Below are 19797 nucleotides of genomic sequence, written 5' to 3' on the forward strand. Positions count from 1 at the left end.
CTCAGGTGACGGGTTTGTCAAGACCGAGCCGGGCGCGTTCTTCAGCTTCGATTTGTGCGTACACCTTACGTTCGGTGCGGTCGGCGCGCAGGATTGAGCGCAGCATCAGCCAGAACATCAGGCCAAGCGCAATGGTGGGTACGACCGAAAAAAGCGCGTTACCCCAGAAATTCTCAATCACAGCCTCAGCTTACGCGCAAAGACTGGGAGAGCAGCTACTTGCCGAGCAGACCGATGATGCCGCTACCGAGGTAGTAGACGCCGACGCCGGTGATGATTACCCAGATGGCGATGCGATTCATGGATGGCGGCTTGCGCCCACCCTGGTCGGGTTTCAACTGATCGTCCGGCAGATAGCTCATTATTTCACCAGGGGGAAGAGGATCGTTTCACGGATGCCGAGGCCGGTCAGCGCCATGAGCATGCGGTCGATGCCCATACCCATACCACCGGTCGGCGGCATGCCGTACTCGAGTGCGCGCAGAAATTCTTCGTCGAGGCGCATGGCCTCCGGATCTCCCCCGGCGGCCAGGCTCGCCTGTTCGATGAAGCGTTGGCGCTGCACGACCGGGTCAACAAGCTCGGAATAGCCGGTCGCCAGTTCAAAACCGCGCACGTACAGGTCCCACTTCTCGACCACGCCGGCCACAGAGCGGTGCCCGCGCACGAGCGGGCTGGTGTCGATTGGAAAGTCCATGACGAAGGTCGGGCGTACCAGATCGCCCTTGACGAAGTGCTCCCACAGCTCTTCGACGTACTTGCCGTGAATGGGATGGTCGATTTCGATGCCTTCCCGTGCGGCGAGCCGGACGAGGTCGGCGAGGGGCGTTTCGGGTGTGATCATGATGCCGGCTGCTGCCGACAGGCTGTCGTACATGCCGATGCGATCCCAGTCGCCGCCGAGGTCGAACAGGGTGCCGTCGGCCCAGGTCACCACGTGCGACCCGGCGATCGCAAACGCGGCATCCTGAATCAGCGTCTGGGTGAGATCGGCAATGGAGTTGTAGTCGCCGTACGCCTCATAGGCTTCGAGCATCGCAAACTCGGGCGAATGAGTGGAGTCGGCGCCCTCGTTGCGAAAGTTGCGGTTGATCTCGTAAACGCGGTCGATGCCGCCGACCACGGCCCGCTTCAAAAACAGTTCGGGTGCGATGCGCAGAAACAGCTCGGTGTCGAAGGCGTTGCTGTGGGTCTGGAACGGGCGAGCGGATGCCCCGCCATGCATGACCTGCAGCATCGGAGTCTCGATCTCGATGAAGCCGCGATCGGTAAACGTTGCGCGCAGGCTCGTAACGGCCTTCGAGCGGGACAAGACATTGGTGCGGGCCTGCTCTCGGCTGATCAGGTCGAGGTAGCGGCTGCGCACCCGGGTCTCTTCGCTGAGCTCGGAGTGCAGGTTGGGCAGTGGCAGCAGCGCCTTCGCCGCCACTTGCCAGTCGGTGACCATGATCGACAGCTCGCCGCGACGGCTTGAGATGACTTCGCCGCTGACGAACAGGTGATCGCCGAGGTCGACGAGGTCTTTCCAGGCGGCGAGGGACTCCTCGCCGACGGCGGCGAGCGAGACCATGGCCTGGATGCGGGTGCCGTCGCCGCTCTGCAGGCTCGCGAAGCAGAGCTTGCCGGTGTTGCGCAGGTGCACGATGCGGCCGGCCAGGCCGACGGTGACGCCGGTGGTGGCATCCGCTTCGAGCTGGCCGTATTGGGCGCGCACGGCCGGAATGGTGTGGGTGACCGGAACCGACACCGGGTAGGCGCCGCCGGCCGGGCTCGCGGCGGCCGCGTTCAGGCGGTCGCGTTTGCCGAGGCGTACGGCCTTCTGCTCGTTCATCTCCGCGTCGGAGAAGCCCTCGGCTTCGTCGTTCGAGGCTTGGGCGATGGGCGATGGGTTCTGGCTCATGCGGTTCTCCGTTGGTGCTGTCAGTTCACAAGAAGCGGATGCTGCGCTCAGCCGAGGCTCAGCGATGCGTTGTCGATCAGTCTGGTGGTGCCGACCCACGCGGCCACGAGCATCCGAGCCGGCCCGCGATAGTCGTCGTGCACTGCCAAAAGCGTCTGCGGGTGCACGATCACGAGATAGTCCAGTTTAACCAGCGGTTGGGCGGCAATGCGCGCGCGTGCCGCGGACAGCGCGGCCGCAGGGCCGGCCTGCGCGTTCCGGGCGGCCGCAGTGAGGGCGGAGAACAGCGCCTCGGCTGCCGTGTGCTGCTGCTCGTCGAGATAGCGGTTGCGGCTCGAGAGGGCCAGCCCGCTCGGTTCGCGCACAGTGTCGACGACCTCGATGACGGTGCGCACGTCAAGATCGGCGACCATGCGCCGCACCAGAAAGGCCTGTTGGCCATCTTTTTGACCGAACACCGCGGCATCCGGCGTGACGATATTCAGCAGTTTTGCCACGACCGTGAGCATGCCGTCGAAGTGGCCGGGCCGCGCGGCACCCTCGTACAGGGAGCCGACTGTACCGGCGCTGACCCGGGTGTCGCTCGCGCCTCTCGGATACATTTCCCGAGCGCTGGGCGCAAACACGAACGCCACGTTCTCGATCGCGAGGGCAGCGAGATCGGCGTCGCGGGTGCGTGGATAGCTGTCGAGGTCTTCGCCAGCTCCGAACTGCAGCGGATTCACGAAAATCGATACCACCACGATGTCGCCCAGGGCGTGCGCCCGGCGCACCAGCGCGAGGTGACCGGCGTGCAGGGCGCCCATGGTCGGCACGAGCACGATGCGGGTGTCACCGCCGGTCAGCGCAGCGCGATCGCGGGCCTGCCCCAGCCGGTCATGCAGCTGCGCAATGGTGCTGATAACTTCTGGCATCCTCATTCGCGCGACCGATCGTCGTCAAGCGGATGCTGGCGTGGCTCGATCTCATCGAACCCGGCCAGGTCCAGGCGTTCGGGGCCCGTGCGTCCGAGGGCGTTTTCCATCGCGGAGTGCAACAGCGGTCCCAGAATAGCTCCCGGATGCTCGAGGCCAATTTTGGCAAGCAGACTCGTGGCCTGCTCGACGATCGAGATGGAGAAGGCGGAGGCGATCTGGATGGCTTCGGCGTAGCTGGCGCGGTCGCCTTCGGCGACGATGAGCGGTTCGCCGCCCATCTCCACGGCGAGCGCCTGCCCGATGGGCAATACCGGGCCGGGAGCGGTCACCGCGAAATAGCTGTCGGCGAGCCTGGCCAGGTCAAGGCTCGTGCCGGTGAACGCCATTGCCGGGTGAATGGCGAGTGGGATCGCCCCGGCGGCCTGCGCCGGAGCGAGCACGGCGATGCCGTACCGGGCGGAGGTGTGCAGCACGAGTTGGCCAGGCTGCCAGGTGTTCGTCGCGGCGAGGCCCTGGATCAGGCTCTCCAGTTGGGCGTCAGGCACCGCGATAATGACCAGTTCGCTGCGTTCGACCACCTCGGACACGGTCAGAATCGGCACGAGCGGCAAAATGGCTTCGGCGCGGTCACGGCTGGCCTGCGAGATCGCAGAGATGCCGACGATCGCGTGGCCGGCACCGGCCAGGGCGGCGCCGAGAATGGGGCCAACGTGGCCGGCGCCGATAATTCCGACGCCGAGACGTCCCGGTTTGGCATTCATTCGGTCGCTCCCTTGGTAGGTGGTGTCGCTTCGGTCCGGCTCCACTGGTGGCTGGTGTCGGCGAGCGCCGATCGCACCGCGCCCGTGGACATCCACTTCAAGAGAACCACAGCTTCGTCTACGTCGATGACGCGCAGGGACGCGGTGACGGGCCCGGCCACCGTGAGCAGGTCCGCGGAGGCGAGGCGTAGCCTTCGGCGCACGGGCCCCTGGCTGATGCGCACGCCCTGCATGCGGGCCAGGGGCACGAGGATCAGGTCGCGCGCGAGCACACCGCGGCGGATGAGAGCGACGTTGCCCGAGACCGCCCAGCCGGTGCGCCACCACGAGAAGGGGCGCAGCCAGACCGCCCGCGCTGGGGCATTGCTGTAGAAATCGGCGACGCCGGCGTCCCTCCTGCGACCGCCGAGCATGCCGTTTTCAACCAGGGCCCGATGGGTGTCGGTTTCAAACCCGGGTAGGACCAGTTCCAGCACTTTTGCGACGTCGGCGAGGGAGCCGACCGGCAGGATGATGGAGCTGGTCGGGGTGGTAGAGCTACGGCCGGAGGCTTGACTGGCCGTGTTGATGCTGATCTGCCACCAGCCGAACCGGCGCCAGAGAATGGGCTGCGACACCTCGATGGCGTGGATGCGCCCCGGCGGCAGGGTCTGGCTGCTGGTCGAGAGCAGACCGAAGCCGATGCGTACGCCATCGCTTGTTCCCGCGATGCTGAACCGCAACGTCTTGGTGACGCGGGAGAAGTAGTAGCCGACGCTGCCGATGAGGCCCGGTAGCACGGCTACGAGCACCCAGCCGCTGCTTCCGGCGATCACGCTGACGATGAGTCCGATCGCGGCCAGGAGTAGAAAGACGGTGAAGCCGCTGAGCACGACCGACCCGATCAGCCGCCCCGGCGGAATGCGCACGACCGACTCCGGCGGCGCGGCCTCCGGATCCAGGTCTGGGGCCCGAAACTCGTTGTAGCGCGCGGTTGCGAAGTCGCCGAGGGCCGAGTGAGCGGTGGGCGGCCCGATAATCGTTGGTGCTGCGCTGTCGCCAAGCGGGGCCGGTGCGGCGTCATCCCCTGGCGTTGGTGCGAGAACGTCGGGCGTATCGGCGGGCTGCCTGGCCTGCCGCAGACCCGAGGCGAGATGCAGGATGTCGCGGCGCAGGTCATCCGCTAGTTTCGATCCCAGGTAGGCCAGCTGCACGTTGCCGTCCTGCCCGGCGACGGTGATCTCGAGCCGGGCGGCACCGAACAGGCGGGGAAACAACGGCCGAGCCAGGTTGACGCCCTGCACCCGGTCGAGCCTGGCCTTTCGATTGCTGCGAAAGATGAGACCGCTGCGCACTTCAACGATTTCGCCGTTCACGCGAAAGGTGTGCGTGCGCCAGGAAAGGTAGAACACGACGAGAATGACGATGAGCACGCCGGCGATGATCAGCAGCGCCCAGCCGGTGGCGCCGCGTTGGTAGATCTCGTCGATCGGATCGCCGCCGTGGTTCTCCTGACCGATGAACAGGTCGATGAGTCGTTCGCGCAGGTTGGCGAAAATGAAGCCGATGATCGCGACCATGAAGATACCGCCACGCAGCAGCGGTGTCGCCGGGTGCAGGCGATGCCATTCACCGTCGGTGAGATCGGTTCGCGGCACCGCGAGGGGCGCCGGAACCGAAGCAACGGGCTCGCTCACAGCCCCGCCCGGCGACTCTCCGCGAGCTCTACCAGCCGGTCGCGCAAGCTCTCGGCGTCACCCTCGGCCAGCCCGGGAATGGACACCCCAGCGGTCGCCGCGGCGGTCACGAACTTGAGATCGGCCAGGCCGAGCCACCGGGCGACCGGGCCGCGGGTGATGTCGATGAGCTGCATGCGCCCGTAGGGCACCGCAACGAAACGTTGAAAGAGGATGCCGCGACGAAAGAGCAGGTCATCGCCCCGCAGCAGATAGCCGATGGCACGCACACGCCGCGGTTCGAACACGAGGTTGATGATCGATATGACCAGCACCAAGATGCCAACCCACATCGCCCAGGTCTGGTCGAGCAGAAGCCAGAGCAGGCTCGCACCGCCGCAGACGACGACAGCGTTCACGATGGTGCCGACGATCTCCACCACCACATACTTCGGGGAGACGCCCTTCCACTCCCCCGCCTCGGTCAGGTCGAGGCGCTCAGACGGTTCGGGTGATGCAGACGGTTCGGGTGATGCAGACGGTTCGAGTGATTCGGGCACGTGCTTGGGAACGGCGGGGTTCCTTTCGGGTACTTCGCGATCAGGCACGCGTACCTCCGGGCTCGTCGGTGTCATCGTCGGGCGGCAAGGTGCAGAAGTTTTCGGCTACGAGACCGGCCGTGAGCATGAGGGCCGCCCCCAGGGCCGTGCCGATCGCGAGCCATAACGACGTGACGGCGGGAACTACCGATCGGGTGAGAATGTACAGCACGATACCGAAAGCGATCCCGAGCAGCAACGAGGCCGACAGCGAGGTCGCCTTCGACAGCACAGCAACGCGCATGGCCCAGAACGGGTCGATCCGGCGCAGTGCCTTGCGGCGGCTGCCCTGGCGCACCTGCCAGGCCAGGCTCACGACGACGGCGGCCAGCAGAATCAGCGTCAATGGCAGGGTCGCCGGCGGAACGACCATCGGCGCCCCGGACGCCGCGAAGGCGATCTCGAGGAGAAAGCCGATCACGAGGCCGATCAGCAGAACGGCGAGCAATCCGGTCGCGTGAGAGCGCTTCATCGCCCGCCTCCGGGGGCCGGTGCCGGGTCGAGGGCGGCGGCATCCGCTGCCCGGCGCACGGTGTTGCCGGTCGCGACGAGCAGGTTGCGCACCAGCCCACGGCCGGGGATGACAGCCTGCGCGTCGAGATCGAGCCAGGGCACCAGTACGAAGTCACGTTCCGCCGCGCGTGGGTGCGGCAGGGTGAGGCGGGCGTCGTCGACGCTTCGTTGTCCGAACACGATGACGTCGATATCGAGTGTGCGGTCTCCCCAGCGCTCGGCGCGCACCCGGCCGTGCTCCGCCTCGATGGCGTTGACGGCGTCGAGCAGGGCGTACGGGTCACCGCTGTAGTCGATGGTCAGCACCGCGTTGAGGTACCGCGGAGCGCTCTCGTCGACACCGTCGAGTTTCACGGCGGCGGATTCGTAGACGGGCGAGACGGCCACCAGCGTGGCACCGGCCAGGCCGGCGAGATCGTGCACGGCGTCGGCCAGCGTGGCCGCCCGGTCACCGAGGTTGCTGCCGAGGGCGAGAACGACGCGTTCACTGCGACCGGTCATGGCCGCGACCGGGTGATCTGCACGGCGACGTCGGTGAACGGAACCGAAATCGGAGCCTGTGGTTTGTGCACCGTGACCTGCACGCGCAGCGCTGGCGGGTGGGCCAACACGACCTTCGCGATGCGTTCGGCAACGGTTTCGATGAGATCGACCGGGTTGTGCGCCACCGCGTCGGTGACCTCCTCGGCGAGGGTGCCGTAGTGGATGGTCTGGGTCACGTCATCGCTCGCGGCCGCCTGGAGCAGGTCGAGCCAGACGGTTACGTCGATGACGAAGTCCTGACCGTTTTCTTTCTCAAAGTCGTAGACGCCGTGGTGGGCGTTCACCCGCAGGCCGGTGAGGGTGATCGAATCAGTCATGGGTCCATTGTGGCGGACGCGACGCGGCGCCCGGCACCTGCCTTGCACCCGGGGGCGTCGGCTGGCGGACGCTGGCGAGCACGTTGAGGGCCGTGCGCGTCCCGGCCACGTCGTGCACCCGGACTGCCCAGGCTCCGGCCTGGGCAGCCAGCACGCTGACCACCGCCGTCGGCAGGTCACGACCCAGCACGGGCGCGTCGACCGGCAGCACACCGGCGAGAAAACGTTTGCGCGATGCGCCGACCATGACCGGGAGGCCCAGTTCTGCGAAGGCGTCGAGCCTGTTGATGAGCTGCCAGTTGTGTTCGGCCCTCTTGGAGAATCCGAGACCGGGGTCGAGCACGATGTGCTCCCTGGCCACTCCGGCGTCGGTCAAGGCGTCGACGCGGGCGCTGAGTTCGGCGATGACATCGGTGACGACATCACCGTAGTCGGCGAGAGCGTCCATCTGCTGGGCATGAGCGCGCCAGTGCATGGCGACATAAGTAAGGCCGGTTTCGGCGGCGACGGCGGCCATGCCGGGGTCCGCGAGCCCGCCCGACACATCGTTGATGATGCTCGCACCCGCTTTCGCGGCGGCGAAGGCGGTCGCGGCGTTGAGCGTGTCGATGCTCAGTCGCAGCCCCTGACTGGCGAGCTCTGTGACCACCGGCAGGATTCGGCGCTGCTCGTGTTCCGGCGCGACACGGGTGGCGCCGGGCCGGGTGGACTCGCCGCCCACATCGATCAGGTCAGCGCCCTGGGCGTGCAGCAGCAGTCCGTGCTCGATGGCGGCATCCGTTGACGCCCACTGTCCGCCATCGCTGAAGGAGTCGGGGGTGACATTGAGCACACCCATGATGAGGGTCACCCGCCAGCCGAAATCAACGCAATGATCTCGGCGCGGGCCGTCGGCTCCATCAGGGTGCCGCGGGACGCCATGGTCACGGTAGAACTCGCGGCCTGGCGCGGGCCACGGGTGCCGACGCAGCCGTGCACGGCGTCGAGCACTACGAGCACGCCGAGCGGGTCGAGGCCCTCCTGCAGGGCGTCAGCGATCTCCTCGGTGAGACGTTCCTGCAGCTGCGGCCGGGCGGCGATGGTCTCCACCACGGAGGGCAGCCGCCCGAGGCCGACGACGCGATCCCGTGGTAGATACGCCACGTGGGCCGTGCCGAGAAACGGCAGCAGGTGGTGTTCACAGATCGAGCGAAAGGAGATATCGCGCAGCAGCACGAGTTCGCCGGTACTGCCTGCGACCGGAACGAAGTCCTGCAGCAGGTCTTGCGGATTTTGGTCGAGGCCGATGAAGAACTCGGCGTAGGCATCCGCTACCCGTCGTGGGGTGCTCTCCAAGCCGGCCCGCTCGGGATCCTCACCGATTGCGGCGAGAATCTCCGAGACGGCCACCCTGATGCGCGCCCTGTCCACTGCCACGAGCGCCTAGGCGGTCGCGGGGCGGGGGTTGAGAGCCGGCGCGCGTTTTGGTTTGGCGTGGAGTGCGTCTCCGCTGGAGATGCCGCCGTCGACGGCGTCGCCGTCGATGGGGGCCTTCGGGGCGGGCATCGCGATCGGCGGCACGTCCGAGACGGGGCGCTTGTCGCTGGAGAGCCACTGCGGGCGGGGCGGCAGCTGCTCGACATTGGCGAAGATCTCGGCGAGGGCGGTCTGATCAAGCGTTTCATGCTCGAGCAGGGCCGAAGCGAGCTGGTCAAGAATCACGCGGTTCTTGATGAGAACCTCATAGGCCTCGTCGTGGGCGTCTTCAAGTAGTTGGCGCACCTCGCGGTCGACGCTCTCGGCGACCCGCTCCGAATAGTCACGCTGGTGACCCATGTCGCGCCCGAGAAAAACCTCGCCCGAGCCCTGGCCGAGCTTGAGCGGACCGACGACGCTGCTCATGCCGAACTCGGTCACCATCTTGCGGGCGGTCGCCGTGGCTTTCTCGATGTCGTTGGAGGCACCACTGGTCGGGTCGTGAAAAATGATTTCTTCGGCGACACGGCCGCCCATGGCATAGGCCAACTGGTCGAGCAGTTCGTTACGCGTGACCGAGTACCGGTCTTCGAGGGGCATGACCATCGTGTAGCCGAGGGCCCGGCCGCGCGGAAGAATCGTGATCTTGGTGACCGGGTCGGTGAAATTCATCGCGGTGGCGACGAGGGCGTGTCCTCCCTCGTGGTACGCGGTGATGAGCTTTTCCTTGTCGCGCATGACACGCGTGCGTCGTTGCGGTCCCGCCATGACCCGGTCGACGGCCTCGTCAAGGGCACGGTTGTCAATGAGCTGGGCGTTGGACCGGGCGGTGAGCAGTGCGGCTTCGTTGAGTACGTTGGCCAGGTCGGCGCCGGTAAATCCGGGCGTCTTACGGGCGAGCACTTCGAGGTCAACGCCCTCTGCCATCGGCTTGCCCTTGGAGTGCACCTCGAGGATGCGCTTGCGGCCGAGCATATCGGGCGCGTCGACGCCGATCTGACGGTCGAATCGGCCCGGGCGAAGCAGCGCGGGGTCGAGAATGTCGGGGCGGTTGGTGGCGGCGATGAGAATGACGTTGGCTTTCACGTCGAAGCCGTCCATCTCGACCAGAAGCTGGTTGAGGGTCTGCTCGCGTTCGTCGTGACCGCCGCCCATGCCGGCACCGCGGTGGCGACCGACGGCGTCGATCTCGTCGATGAAAATGATGGCGGGCGCGTTGTCCTTGGCCTGACTAAAGAGGTCACGCACGCGACTGGCACCGACGCCGACGAACATTTCGACGAAGTCCGAACCGCTGATGGCGTAGAACGGCACGTTGGCCTCGCCGGCCACCGCGCGGGCCAGCAGCGTTTTACCGGTTCCGGGAGGTCCGTACAGCAGCACGCCCTTCGGGATTCGGGCGCCAACCGCCTGAAACTTGGCCGGCTCCTTCAGAAAGTCCTTGATTTCTTCGAGCTCTTCGATGGCCTCGTCGGCGCCGGCGACGTCAGCGAAAGTAACCTGCGGGCTCTCCTTGGAAACGAGCTTGGCCTTGGACTTGCCGAACTTCATCACCTTGCTGCCACCGCCCTGCATCGAGATCATGAGCCAGAAGAAGGCACCGATCAGCAATACGGGAAGCAAGAAGCTCAGAACGGTGAGCACCCAGTTGGGCTGGGGCACCTCGTCGGTGAACCCGTCCTTCGGGTTTGCCGCGCTCACTGCGGTGATGATCTCTTGGCCACGCGGGGCGACGTAGTAGAACTGCACCTGGGTGCCGAGGTCGCCGCTGGCCTTGGTCAGCGTGAGGTCGACGCGCTGCTCGCCGTCGACGATGGTGGCCTCTGCGACGTTGCCCGATTTCAGATAGCCGAGACCCTCTTGGGTGCTGACTTCACGAAAGCCGGACATGGTGATGAGGCTTGACCCCACCCAGACGGCGATGACGGCGAGCACAATGTAGAGAATTGGGCCGCGTAGTAGCTTCTTGACGTTCATGGTGACCTCAGGCTAGCGCTCGATTACAAGGGAATGCCGTGTGTTCGCCCAAAGGAAAACCCGGTTGGTGCGCGGGCTCAGCCTAGAAAGCGGCTGCGGCGACGCCGGAGTACACGTGGGGGGCCAGAATGCCCACCGAGCGCAGGTTGCGATACTTCTCGCCGTAGTCCAGGCCGTAGCCAACGACGAACTTGTTCGGAATGTTGAAACCGACGTATTTCACGTCGATGTCGACGCGCGCCGCATCCGGCTTGCGCAGCAAAGCGCAGATCTCAATGGATGCCGGGCCACGAGTTTTCAGGTTTGCCAGCAGCCACGACAGGGTCAGCCCAGAGTCGATGATGTCCTCGACGATGAGCACGTTGCGGCCGGACAGGTCGGTGTCGAGGTCTTTTAGAATGCGCACGACGCCGCTCGACTGTGTGCCGGAGCCGTAGGAGCTGACGGCCATCCAGTCCATGGTGACCGGATGGTGCAGTTCACGGGCCAGATCGGCCATGACCATAACCGCGCCCTTGAGCACGCCGACCAGCAGCAGATCGGTGTCGGCGTAGTCGATCTCGATCTGGCGTGACATTTCGGCCAGGCGAGCTCGGATCTGCTCCTCGCTGATCAGGATCTCGGTGAGGTCGCCGTCAATGTCGCGAGGTTCCATATGAAGGGTGCAGTCCATTTCTTCAGGTTTACGCGGGCACGGAAAAGATTAACACTCCGTCCTGACGTACAACTCTAATGCCTGGCAGACTGAGCACCCCCTGTCCGTGCCAATCCGTCACGAGCGCCGCCACGGCCAGGGTCTGCCCGCGATTCAGCCATACCCCGCAGTGCTCTTCGACTCCGAAGCGAATCATGCGCTGCCGCACCGCGGCGGGTTGCGCAGCGAGCGCGACGGCCGTGATCTCACCATTCGCCCAGTGCTTGTGCAGCGCGATGTGCGCCAACTCGTCGAGCGCGTCGGAATCCTCGCGCAGGGCCTCGGCGGTGCGGGCGAGCGCTACCCCGATGCCGGGACCGAGCTCATTCTCCAACAGCGGCAACACCGTTTCCCGCACCCGCACCCGGGCATAGCGCGGGTCGAAATTCTGGGGGTCGGTCCACGCGTCGAGGCCCGCATCAACGCAGAATTGTCGGGTGGTCACCCGACGGATACCGAGCAACGGTCGCAGAATCGGCCCGGTTCGCGCCGCCATGCCCCGAAGGCTCGTCGGTCCCGAACCGCGGGCCAAGCCGAGCAGCACGGTTTCGGCCTGATCATCGAGGGTGTGCCCGAGCAGCACGCCGCCCGCCCCGCTGTGCTCGAGGGCATCGTCGAACGCCGCATAGCGAGCGGTGCGCGCTTCGGCCTCCGGCCCGGTTCCGTCCCGGTCGACCGTCACGCTCATCACGAGTACCGGGTCGAGGCCGAGCTGGCGGGCTATCTCGGCAGCCCTCGCCGCGACATCCGCTGACCCGTCTTGCAGGTTGTGGTCGATGATGACCGCTCCGGCCCCGAGACCAGCGCGTGCGGCTTCGAAGGCGGTCGCGGCGGCGAGTGCAAGCGAATCGGCTCCGCCGCTGAGGCCAACCAGAACGAGCCCCTCGGCTGGCAGCAGCGTGCGCACGGCCCGGCGAATATCGGCGATGGCCGGGGTTAGGCGCGGGCGGCAGGTGGATTCCATCCAGTAACGTTATCCGCAGACTTAGATCAAGGGAGAAACAAGGCCATGGCCGAATACGACGCAGTCATCGAAATCCCCCGTGGGAGCCGCAACAAGTATGAGGTAGACCACGAAACCGGTCGGGTCTATCTCGACCGCGTGCTGTACACCAGCTTTATGTACCCCACCGACTACGGCTATTTCGAGAACACGCTCGGCCTCGACGGCGACCCCGTCGACGTTCTCGTGCTGCTCGACTACCCGCTCTTTCCGGGCGTGGGTGTCTCCGTGCGCCCCGTCGGCGTGTTCAACATGACCGATGATGGCGGCTCAGACGCCAAGGTCATCGCCGTTCCGGCCGGAGACCCGCGCTGGGACCACATTCAGGACGTCCTCGACATTCCGGAGTACACCCGCAAGGAAATCGAGCACTTCTTCGAGCACTATAAAGACCTCGAACCGGGCAAGTGGGTCAAGACCGAAGGCTGGGGCGACGCCGCTGAAGCCAACCAGATCGTGGTCGACGGCATCGCGAAACTGGCCGAAGAGGGCCACTAGCCCCTACCAGAACGGGCTTCTGCCACCGATAACCCGGCGGCAGAAGCCCGTTCTTGAGTTAAGCGGCTGGGCGGCCGACGTAGGGCGCGACGGCCCAGGACGACCAGATGCTGTGCACGCGCACGCTGGCCGACGGGTTCGGGGCTTCGAGAATCTGACCGTCGCCCGCGTAAATCGCTACGTGATAGTAGTTGCCCGGGCTGCCCCAAAACACCAGGTCGCCCACCTGCACCTGGGCGAAGGAGACAAGGGTGCCCTGCTGAGCCATGGTGTTGTACTGGTTCGTGGCCGAGTGGGAGCCGATGTACACACCAGCCGCTGCGTAGGCAGCCTTGGTCAGACCGGAGCAGTCCCAGGAGTCGGGGCCGGAGCCACCGAGGACGTAGCGGTCACCGAGCTGAGCGCGGGCGAACGTGAGCGCGGTGTCAACGATGCTCGCAGTGGGCGCGGGAGCCAGCGCGGTTGGCGGCAGTGCGGCGGCGGGTGTAACCGGCACGACACGGGCGGGCGGCGTGATCGGGGCGGCGGGCACGACCGGGGCGGGCGGCACGACGCCGACGGCCGGCACGACCGGGGCGGCCGGCACGACCGTAGCGGGCTGCCCTACTGGGGCGGGCTGCCCGAGACCGAAGCCTGATCCGGAACGCGAAGCGGAACCGGAGCCAACGGGGGCACGCGGGGCTCGCGCCGCTGCGGCCTCCGCTACCGCGGCAGCTGAGGCCTGCGCCTGGGCGAACGCGCGGGCCGCAGCGGCCGCCTCCTCGGCGGCGTGAAGGCTGCGTTCGGCCTCGACCGTGGTGTCTTTGAGCAGTGCCAGCTGTTCGAACAACTCGCTCGACCTGCGCTGCTGGGTGTCGTATGCCGTCTGCGCGGCGATGGAACTGGCAGCGGCCGCCTCAAAGGTGGTCTTGGACTCGTTGGCGAGACGCTCCCGTTCCGTGGTCGCCGATGCGGCCTGCTGGCCGAGGGATTCGGCCGCGTTCTTGTCTTGCACGGCCTCGGTGTAGATCCGCTCGGATTGCTCGCTGAGTTTGCTGGCGGTGCCGAGCTGGCCCAGCAGGTCGTCTGCGCTGTTACCGTTCAGAAACAGGTTGAGCGACAGACCATTGGCGCCAGATTTTGCGAGGTGCGCGGCGATCAGGCCGGCGCGCATCTTCGATATCGCCGCCGTGGCTTGGGCCGCTTCCGCCTGTTTACCGAGGCTGGATTCGCGCGTGGTGGCGGCGTCCAGGGCGTCCTGCGTCACTCGGTATGCCTCGGCCGCAATCTGCGCGGTCGTCACGGCCTTCGCGGCTCGGGTTGCCAGACCGTCGAGCAATTCGCCGAGAGTCGCGATTTCGGCCTGCTTGGTCAACTCGTTCTGCTTTGCCTTTTCAACGTCGTTCCAGCTTGGGTAGTCCGGCGCAGCAAAGGCCGCGCCGCCGGCGGCGGCAACGGATGCTGTGACCGCCGAGACCGCGCCGATGGCCACGGCGGAGAGCAGCCGTTTCGACGTCGCGTGCACTCGTGCACTCGCGGACGTGGAATCTGAGGTGTTCTTAGCCAAGTGATGCTCCCCGATCGGCCATGAATGGAACCGGATTGATACGGTTTCCACCAATCCACACTTCGAAGTGCAGGTGGCACCCCTGGGCGGCTCCGGTGTCACCGGAGCTGGCGATGAGCTGCCCGGCGGACACCGACTGGCCGACGCGTACGTTGTAGCCGCCGTCCTCGATGTGGGCGTAGCCGGTCGAAACGTTGTCGCCGTGGCTGATCTTCACGAAGTTGCCGTATGTGCCGAGAGCGCCGGCCCAGGTGACGACGCCGGCGCGGGCAGCATAGAGCGGTGCGCCACATCCGGTTCCGAGGTCGGTGGCGTAGTGGAAACTTCCGCTGCACTGGCCGCTACTGCCGCAAATGGTCGACCGGGGGCCGTAGCCGCCGGTGATGCGCCCGCTGGCCGGAACGCTCCAACCAGACATGCTCACCGACCCGGCAGAGCTACCGGACACCCCGGAGCCACCGGAGCTCGCGGCTGCTGCTTCAGCTGCGGCAGCGGCCGCCCGTACCGCTGCCGCTCTGGCCGCTGCTTCAGCGGCAACCCGAACGGCTTCAAGTCGAGCACGTTCCGCGACACCGGCTTCGTACCCGGCCGTCGTCGTGGCCTGGGCATCGCGCATGAACTGCAGCTGCTGCTCCAGTTCAACGCTCTTGGCTTCGGACTCGGCGAGGGCGTTCGCTGCGGCCTGAGCCGCAGCCTGAGCCGCGGACAGCGCCAGCTCGGCGGCGACGCGCAGGGTTTCACGTTCGGCCTGGGCGACCTTGGCCTGATCACTGAGTGACTGGGCATTGTTCGTGGCGGTCTGCGCCGATTCGTAGACGTCGGCACTGCGCTCGACCAGCTTGCTCATATTGCCCAATTTCGCCAGCAGCAGGTCGGCATCGGCGCCGTCACCCTCGCCTTCGAGAAACAGGTTCACGCTGAGGTCGGTTCCGCCGGTGCGGTAGAGCTGAGCGGCGAGCTGGCCGGCCTGCGTGGTGGCGGCTTCCGCTGTGGCCTTGCTGGCGTCTGCCTGCGTCTGAATGTCTGCGGCGCGGCGGGCGGCGTCGTCGAACTCTTGCTGGGCAACTTCGAGTTCGTTGGCGCTCTTCTCGGCGGCGGCCCGGGTCTCTTGCTCCTGCGCCTGCAGGCCGGCGATGAGATTCTCGATAGCGGACACCTGCGCGGCGGCCGAGACCGTGTTCGCCTTGGCATTCTGCAGGTCTTGCCACGAGGGGTATTCGAGGGCCTGCGCCGGAGCGACCGGGTTCACGAGGGTCAGCAGAAGGGTCATAGCCGCCAGGATGCTGGTCAGCGCCAGGGTGTGTCGTGGCCAGCGATTGGCAATACGTGAGCGGCGGGCGGGCACGAAAGCCCCACGGCCGATCACGGTTTTAGTACGAATCATTGTTTCCCAACAGGCTTAAAGCAGTCGCGACGTGCGCCGGAGCAGATTCTTCACAGTAACAAGTTGGGCGCCATTCGCCCAGTCTTCCTGCCGAATCTAACCCGCCAAGTGCAGCGTGGCCCGCATATTTGCGGGCGCGGTGCGAACCACGATCGCAAAGCCCCTTCCATTTGGGCAGATGTTCCGCGCGTCGATTTGGCCTTCGCCCCACAAGACCGTATGCTTACTTTTCGGCAGCCATGAACCTTATGGCTCACGGCCCCATCGTTTAGCGGCCTAGGACGGCGCCCTTTCACGGCGTTAACACGGGTTCGAATCCCGTTGGGGCTACGCAAACAGCACGTGTACGTAGAGTAAATGAAAAAGTAACAAAAAAATAGAATAGTCTTACCACGTGCCTCGCACACAGCTTCACAGTTTTACATCGAGGCCCTGTAGCGCAGTTGGTTAGCGCGCCGCCCTGTCACGGCGGAGGTCGCCGGTTCAAGTCCGGTCAGGGTCGCAAAGGCACTAGCCCTTTCGAAAGGAAGGGCTTTTTTCCTTAGAAGAAGCGTTTTGACGCATCTTTGGGGCCCTGTAGCTCAGTTGGTAGAGCGTTCGACTGAAAATCGAAAGGTCACCGGATCGACGCCGGTCGGGGCCACCACCGCCACTCCTCAGGAAGAACTGGGGAGTGGCTTTTTTATGCCCGTTTCGAGGCTCCGTTTCGCCCTCGCACGCTGCCTGCGAGCGCTGGGTAAATCAGGGACCACCAGTACATATTGTTGTTTTTGCCCGTCTACACCCAGACTGGGTGCATGAAGACAATGACGTTACCGAATACACACTTCGAAGTTTCGAATATAGTTCTCGGGCTGATGCGGATCGTGCCTCTCACCAATCAGGAGATCCAGTCCCTGGTTGGAGCATCCCGAGACGTCGGCATAAACTTTTTCGATCACGCCGACGTGTACGGCAGCGAACCCCACGAGTGCGAGCGACGTTTCGGCGACGCGGTGACGTTTTCACCGGAGGAGCGGGCACGTGTCGCCCTGCAGTCGAAGGTCGGCATTCGATCGGGCTTCTGGGACTTCTCCAAGGAGCACATTCTTCGGTCGGTCGACGAATCGCTCAAGGCCTTGAAGACCGACTATCTCGACCTGCTGCTGCTGCACCGCCCGGACGCACTGGTGGAACCCGACGAGGTGGCCGCGGCCTTCAACATTTTGCACGATGCGGGAAAAGTGCGCAATTTCGGCGTCTCGAATCACACTCCCGGGCAGGTCGAGTTGCTGAAGCATTCGGTGGCGCAGCCGCTCATCGTCAACCAGGTGCAATTGAGCATCACGCATGCGCCGCTGATCGCCGCCGGAGTTTCGGCCAACATGGCCGGCCTCGACCAGTCCATCGACCGGGACAACGGCATTCTCGACTATTGCCGGCTCAACAACATCACACTTCAGGCGTGGTCACCCTTTCAGAAGGGATTCTTCGACGGCATTTTTCTGAACGATCGAGAAAACTACGCTGCGTTGAACGATGTCATCGATGACCTCGCGCGAACCTACGATGCTCCCGCGGCTGCCATCGCCGTAGCCTGGATTACTCGTCATCCTGCCCACATGCAGGTAGTGCTCGGGACGACCAGCGTGCGACACCTTCTCGAATCGGCCGCGGGGTCTGACATTCCCCTCACCAGGGAAGAATGGTATCGACTCTTCACCGCCGCCGGACATATCTTGCCGTAGTGAGGCCCCAGAAACCCTTGGCGGTAAAAAATGGATGTATCACTCGGTCTGCTCACTCTCGTCGTCGTCGTCTGCGCGGCCAGCGCCCTCGCTAGACACTTGAACCTGTCCGTTCCGCTCCTGCTGGTAGTCGTCGGTGTAATCGGCTCGTACCTGCCGTTCATTCCAGTGGTGAAGCTGGATCCGGAACTGGTGTTGGTGGGAATTCTTCCTCCGCTGCTCTACGCCGCCGCCATCCGTACCTCTCTGGTCGAGTTCCGCACAAACCTGCGTTCTATCGGCCTGCTGTCGGTCGGTTACGTTATTTTCGGTACCGTGGCCATCGGCCTGATCGTCTGGTGGCTGCTGCCGGAGATTCCCCTGGCTGCGGCGTTCGCCCTGGGCGCGGTGGTGGCCCCGCCGGATGCCGTGGCGGCGACCACGATTGCCCGCCGCGTCGGGCTACCGCGCAGGGTGGTGAGTCTTCTGGAGGGTGAGTCGCTGGTCAACGATGCGACCGCACTGGTGCTTCTTCGCACGGCGATCGTTGCGATTGGCGGTAGCGTCACCGTCTGGCAAGTGGCGTCAGACCTCGCTTTTGCCGCCGGTGGAGGTGTCATCGTCGGCTTGATCGCGGCGTGGCTCCTGCTGCAGATCCGAAAACGGGTACGCAACGTGGCCATAAACACGTCTATGTCTCTGGCGGCCCCGTTCGTGGCCTATCTCCCCGCCGAGGGGATCAATGCATCGGGCGTGTTGGCCGTCGTCGTGGCCGGCCTCGTGATCGGCACGAAGACGCCCGCCATGCCGGGCGGCGCCTCGCGATTGAGCCAGCGCAGCAACTGGGCTACGGTGCAGTTCTTGCTCGAGAACTCCGTCTTTCTGCTGATCGGGTTACAGGTGCGGTCGGTCATCGAAGCCACCTCCGGCGACTCACTCGGTGCCGCGCGAATCTGGGGCGCCTGCGCTGTCATACTCGTCGCGGTTCTCCTGTTGCGCCCGATTTGGGTGTTCCCCGCGATTTATCTACCGCGCCTGATACCCAAAATTCGGAAGGCCGACCCCGCGCCGCCCTGGCAGTTGCCCGCCATAGTGTCATGGGCCGGCATGCGCGGTGTGGTCACCCTGGCTGCGGTCTTCGCCCTGCCAGAAGACGTGGCACACCGTCCCGTCCTTGTCCTCGCGGCCCTGGGGGTAGTGGCCGGAACGCTTGTTGTGCAGGGCCTCAGCCTGCCGTGGCTGGTACGCATCCTGGGTGTACGCGGACCAGATACGAAAGCGGATGCGCTCAGCCAGGCCGCTCTGATGGATCAGGCAACCGCCGCCGGGATCGAAAACCTGCGTCGGCACGGCCGGCCCGACGATCCTCCGGAGGTGCTCGACATGCTCGAACGCCGCACGCAGGAACGCAACCGGGCGGCATGGGAGCGCCTCGGACGTTCGGAGCTCGCAGACCGCACTCCCAGCAAGCGCTACGTACAGTTACGGCTGCTCATGCTCGACGCGGAGCGGGCCAGGGTCTTGAAACTCCGCCGTACCGGCGAGTACGCTCACGAGGTGATCGGTGAAGTGCTTGAGATGCTCGATGTCGAGGAATCCATGTTGGATTCCTCGTCCGAAGACATCGGTGTCGACTTACGCGCCGAGACCCAACCCGCGGCCCGGCCCGACACCGCTGGAGTCCCGCTGGGAGCGGGCGGCTGCGAGCATTTACGGGCCGTCGGTGAACATCCAGTGCCGCAGGACCCGGAGTGCAGCGACTGTGTGCGCGAGGGCACCAGCCCGGTGCATCTTCGAATGTGCCTGCTGTGCGGAAACGTGGGGTGCTGCGATTCATCCGTCGGTCAGCACGCGACCAGGCATTTCCGGGAGACCGGCCACCCCATCATGTGCAGCGCCGAGCCGCGGGAATTATGGCGTTGGTGCTACATTGACGAGCTTCTCGGCTAACGTGTGCTCGTCGACACCCTGGAAGAACCATCACCGAGGGCTGCGGCCTTGGACGGGGTGTCGACGAGCTTGAGGCCGACGATGCAGCCGATGAGCGCGACGAGTAGCGCGATCTTCAGCCAGGACACACTGGTATCCCCGCTGACCATCGCCCACGTCACCGTCAGGGCTGCACCGATGCCTACCCACACGGCGTAGGCCGTTCCGATCGGAATTTCGCGCATCGCCCAGGCCAGGCCTGCCATGCTGAGTACGAGTGCGCCACCAAAAATGATGCTCGGCCACAGTTTTGTGAAGCCCTCTGATTTTCCCAGGGCTGTCGCCCAGACCGCCTCGAGCACCCCAGACACAATTAGCAGAATCCACGACATGGTTCACA

21 protein-coding genes and 3 tRNA genes are annotated in these 19797 nt (G+C 65.3%); 6 read left to right on the forward strand and 18 right to left on the reverse strand.

Translation table 11 applies throughout. From position 1 onward, the window contains the following. Position 1 precedes the first annotated feature (1 nt). The 15 genes from E3T50_RS15800 to tilS all read right to left on the reverse strand — a co-directional run bounded on the left by E3T50_RS15800 (position 2) and on the right by tilS (position 12295). Positions 2-181 carry a hypothetical protein gene (locus E3T50_RS15800; RefSeq protein WP_134464705.1) on the reverse strand — a complete coding sequence of 60 codons (180 nt, stop codon included), beginning with the start codon at positions 179-181 and terminating at the stop codon, positions 2-4. A gap of 34 nt (positions 182-215) precedes the next feature. Continuing rightward, a complete protein-coding gene (locus E3T50_RS16330; RefSeq protein WP_166784334.1) occupies positions 216-362 on the reverse strand; it encodes a hypothetical protein in 147 nt (48 codons plus the stop codon). Continuing rightward, positions 362-1831 carry a lysine--tRNA ligase gene (gene lysS / locus E3T50_RS15805; RefSeq protein ID WP_420898741.1) on the reverse strand — a complete coding sequence of 490 codons (1470 nt, stop codon included), beginning with the start codon at positions 1829-1831 and terminating at the stop codon, positions 362-364. The genes E3T50_RS16330 and lysS overlap by 1 nt, the downstream gene beginning before the upstream one ends. Before the next feature lie 116 nt (positions 1832-1947). Beyond that, entirely contained in the window at positions 1948-2820 is an 873-nt protein-coding gene (panC, locus tag E3T50_RS15810) for a pantoate--beta-alanine ligase (protein WP_134553331.1), read from the reverse strand. Continuing rightward, positions 2817-3578: a Rossmann-like and DUF2520 domain-containing protein gene (locus tag E3T50_RS15815; protein ID WP_134553333.1), complete on the reverse strand. Its 762-nt coding sequence runs from the start codon at positions 3576-3578 to the stop codon at positions 2817-2819. The genes panC and E3T50_RS15815 overlap by 4 nt, the downstream gene beginning before the upstream one ends. Next, positions 3575-5254, reverse strand: coding sequence for a PH domain-containing protein (locus E3T50_RS15820; protein ID WP_134553335.1), 1680 nt, complete (start codon positions 5252-5254; stop codon positions 3575-3577). The genes E3T50_RS15815 and E3T50_RS15820 overlap by 4 nt, the downstream gene beginning before the upstream one ends. Continuing rightward, the gene (locus E3T50_RS15825) at positions 5251-5841 is read right to left on the reverse strand and encodes a PH domain-containing protein (RefSeq protein ID WP_338145372.1); all 591 of its coding nucleotides are present in this window, start codon (positions 5839-5841) and stop codon (positions 5251-5253) included. Before E3T50_RS15825 ends, E3T50_RS15820 begins: the two co-directional genes overlap by 4 nt. Continuing rightward, on the reverse strand, positions 5834-6304 hold the full coding sequence (locus tag E3T50_RS15830) for a DUF3180 domain-containing protein (protein ID WP_134553339.1): 471 nt from the start codon (positions 6302-6304) through the stop codon (positions 5834-5836). The genes E3T50_RS15825 and E3T50_RS15830 overlap by 8 nt, the downstream gene beginning before the upstream one ends. Continuing rightward, entirely contained in the window at positions 6301-6846 is a 546-nt protein-coding gene (gene folK, locus E3T50_RS15835; RefSeq protein ID WP_134553341.1) for a 2-amino-4-hydroxy-6-hydroxymethyldihydropteridine diphosphokinase, read from the reverse strand. The genes E3T50_RS15830 and folK overlap by 4 nt, the downstream gene beginning before the upstream one ends. Next, positions 6843-7205: a dihydroneopterin aldolase gene (gene folB / locus E3T50_RS15840; protein WP_134464691.1), complete on the reverse strand. Its 363-nt coding sequence runs from the start codon at positions 7203-7205 to the stop codon at positions 6843-6845. Before folB ends, folK begins: the two co-directional genes overlap by 4 nt. Then, on the reverse strand, positions 7198-8055 hold the full coding sequence (gene folP, locus E3T50_RS15845; protein WP_134553343.1) for a dihydropteroate synthase: 858 nt from the start codon (positions 8053-8055) through the stop codon (positions 7198-7200). The genes folB and folP overlap by 8 nt, the downstream gene beginning before the upstream one ends. Then, on the reverse strand, positions 8052-8621 hold the full coding sequence (gene folE / locus E3T50_RS15850; RefSeq protein ID WP_134553345.1) for a GTP cyclohydrolase I FolE: 570 nt from the start codon (positions 8619-8621) through the stop codon (positions 8052-8054). The genes folP and folE overlap by 4 nt, the downstream gene beginning before the upstream one ends. A gap of 6 nt (positions 8622-8627) precedes the next feature. After that, the gene (gene ftsH / locus E3T50_RS15855; protein WP_134553347.1) at positions 8628-10637 is read right to left on the reverse strand and encodes an ATP-dependent zinc metalloprotease FtsH; all 2010 of its coding nucleotides are present in this window, start codon (positions 10635-10637) and stop codon (positions 8628-8630) included. Between the two features lie 82 nt (positions 10638-10719). After that, positions 10720-11292, reverse strand: a complete 573-nt coding sequence (gene hpt, locus E3T50_RS15860) for a hypoxanthine phosphoribosyltransferase (protein ID WP_134464683.1) — start codon at positions 11290-11292, stop codon at positions 10720-10722. A gap of 28 nt (positions 11293-11320) precedes the next feature. Beyond that, positions 11321-12295 carry a tRNA lysidine(34) synthetase TilS gene (tilS, locus tag E3T50_RS15865; protein ID WP_134553349.1) on the reverse strand — a complete coding sequence of 325 codons (975 nt, stop codon included), beginning with the start codon at positions 12293-12295 and terminating at the stop codon, positions 11321-11323. A gap of 45 nt (positions 12296-12340) precedes the next feature. Between tilS and ppa the strand changes: the two genes are divergently transcribed. After that, a complete protein-coding gene (gene ppa, locus E3T50_RS15870) occupies positions 12341-12832 on the forward strand; it encodes an inorganic diphosphatase (protein ID WP_134464679.1) in 492 nt (163 codons plus the stop codon). A 58-nt stretch (positions 12833-12890) separates the two neighbouring features. Here the strand turns inward: ppa and E3T50_RS15875 are convergent, their stop codons facing one another. Together E3T50_RS15875 and E3T50_RS15880 are read right to left on the reverse strand one after the other, a co-directional pair. Beyond that, on the reverse strand, positions 12891-14378 hold the full coding sequence (locus tag E3T50_RS15875) for a C40 family peptidase (RefSeq protein WP_134553351.1): 1488 nt from the start codon (positions 14376-14378) through the stop codon (positions 12891-12893). Further along, complete coding sequence (locus E3T50_RS15880) at positions 14371-15762, reverse strand: peptidoglycan DD-metalloendopeptidase family protein (RefSeq protein ID WP_241990974.1); 1392 nt, start codon at positions 15760-15762, stop codon at positions 14371-14373. The genes E3T50_RS15875 and E3T50_RS15880 overlap by 8 nt, the downstream gene beginning before the upstream one ends. A 257-nt stretch (positions 15763-16019) precedes the next feature. Here E3T50_RS15880 and E3T50_RS15885 point away from each other — a divergent pair. From E3T50_RS15885 to E3T50_RS15905, 5 genes are all read left to right on the forward strand, one after another. Next, positions 16020-16092: transfer RNA gene (locus E3T50_RS15885), tRNA-Glu, on the forward strand. Between the two features lie 98 nt (positions 16093-16190). Beyond that, positions 16191-16264: transfer RNA gene (locus tag E3T50_RS15890), tRNA-Asp, on the forward strand. A gap of 68 nt (positions 16265-16332) precedes the next feature. Beyond that, positions 16333-16408 (forward strand) — tRNA-Phe (locus E3T50_RS15895). 151 nt (positions 16409-16559) lie between these two features. Beyond that, the gene (locus E3T50_RS15900) at positions 16560-17489 is read left to right on the forward strand and encodes an aldo/keto reductase (protein WP_134553353.1); all 930 of its coding nucleotides are present in this window, start codon (positions 16560-16562) and stop codon (positions 17487-17489) included. Between the two features lie 30 nt (positions 17490-17519). Continuing rightward, a complete protein-coding gene (locus E3T50_RS15905; RefSeq protein WP_134553355.1) occupies positions 17520-19418 on the forward strand; it encodes a Na+/H+ antiporter in 1899 nt (632 codons plus the stop codon). Here E3T50_RS15905 and E3T50_RS15910 read toward each other — a convergent pair. Continuing rightward, positions 19415-19789 (reverse strand): DMT family transporter, encoded by a 375-nt coding sequence (locus tag E3T50_RS15910; protein ID WP_134553357.1) that lies wholly within the window; start codon positions 19787-19789, stop codon positions 19415-19417. The two genes, E3T50_RS15905 and E3T50_RS15910, sit on opposite strands and share 4 nt — an antisense overlap. Positions 19790-19797 lie beyond the last annotated feature (8 nt).

The sequence above is a fragment of the Cryobacterium gelidum genome (assembly GCF_004403985.1).
GTDB classification, from domain to species: Bacteria; Actinomycetota; Actinomycetes; order Actinomycetales; family Microbacteriaceae; genus Cryobacterium; species Cryobacterium gelidum.

What these genes read in the sequence shown, in the direction of transcription:
- E3T50_RS16330 (WP_166784334.1), bottom strand. Translation starts at nt 362, where the DNA reads ATGAGCTATCTGCCGGACGATCAGTTGAAACCCGACCAGGGTGGGCGC.
- lysS (WP_420898741.1), bottom strand. Translation starts at nt 1,831, where the DNA reads ATGAACGAGCAGAAGGCCGTACGCCTCGGCAAACGCGACCGCCTGAAC.
- panC (WP_134553331.1), bottom strand. Translation starts at nt 2,820, where the DNA reads ATGAGGATGCCAGAAGTTATCAGCACCATTGCGCAGCTGCATGACCGG.
- E3T50_RS15815 (WP_134553333.1), bottom strand. Translation starts at nt 3,578, where the DNA reads ATGAATGCCAAACCGGGACGTCTCGGCGTCGGAATTATCGGCGCCGGC.
- E3T50_RS15830 (WP_134553339.1), bottom strand. Translation starts at nt 6,304, where the DNA reads ATGAAGCGCTCTCACGCGACCGGATTGCTCGCCGTTCTGCTGATCGGC.
- folK (WP_134553341.1), bottom strand. Translation starts at nt 6,846, where the DNA reads ATGACCGGTCGCAGTGAACGCGTCGTTCTCGCCCTCGGCAGCAACCTC.
- folB (WP_134464691.1), bottom strand. Translation starts at nt 7,205, where the DNA reads ATGACTGATTCGATCACCCTCACCGGCCTGCGGGTGAACGCCCACCAC.
- ftsH (WP_134553347.1), bottom strand. Translation starts at nt 10,637, where the DNA reads ATGAACGTCAAGAAGCTACTACGCGGCCCAATTCTCTACATTGTGCTC.
- hpt (WP_134464683.1), bottom strand. Translation starts at nt 11,292, where the DNA reads ATGGAACCTCGCGACATTGACGGCGACCTCACCGAGATCCTGATCAGC.
- tilS (WP_134553349.1), bottom strand. Translation starts at nt 12,295, where the DNA reads ATGGAATCCACCTGCCGCCCGCGCCTAACCCCGGCCATCGCCGATATT.
- ppa (WP_134464679.1), top strand. Translation starts at nt 12,341, where the DNA reads ATGGCCGAATACGACGCAGTCATCGAAATCCCCCGTGGGAGCCGCAAC.
- E3T50_RS15880 (WP_241990974.1), bottom strand. Translation starts at nt 15,762, where the DNA reads ATGATTCGTACTAAAACCGTGATCGGCCGTGGGGCTTTCGTGCCCGCC.
- E3T50_RS15900 (WP_134553353.1), top strand. Translation starts at nt 16,560, where the DNA reads ATGAAGACAATGACGTTACCGAATACACACTTCGAAGTTTCGAATATA.
- E3T50_RS15905 (WP_134553355.1), top strand. Translation starts at nt 17,520, where the DNA reads ATGGATGTATCACTCGGTCTGCTCACTCTCGTCGTCGTCGTCTGCGCG.
- E3T50_RS15910 (WP_134553357.1), bottom strand. Translation starts at nt 19,789, where the DNA reads ATGTCGTGGATTCTGCTAATTGTGTCTGGGGTGCTCGAGGCGGTCTGG.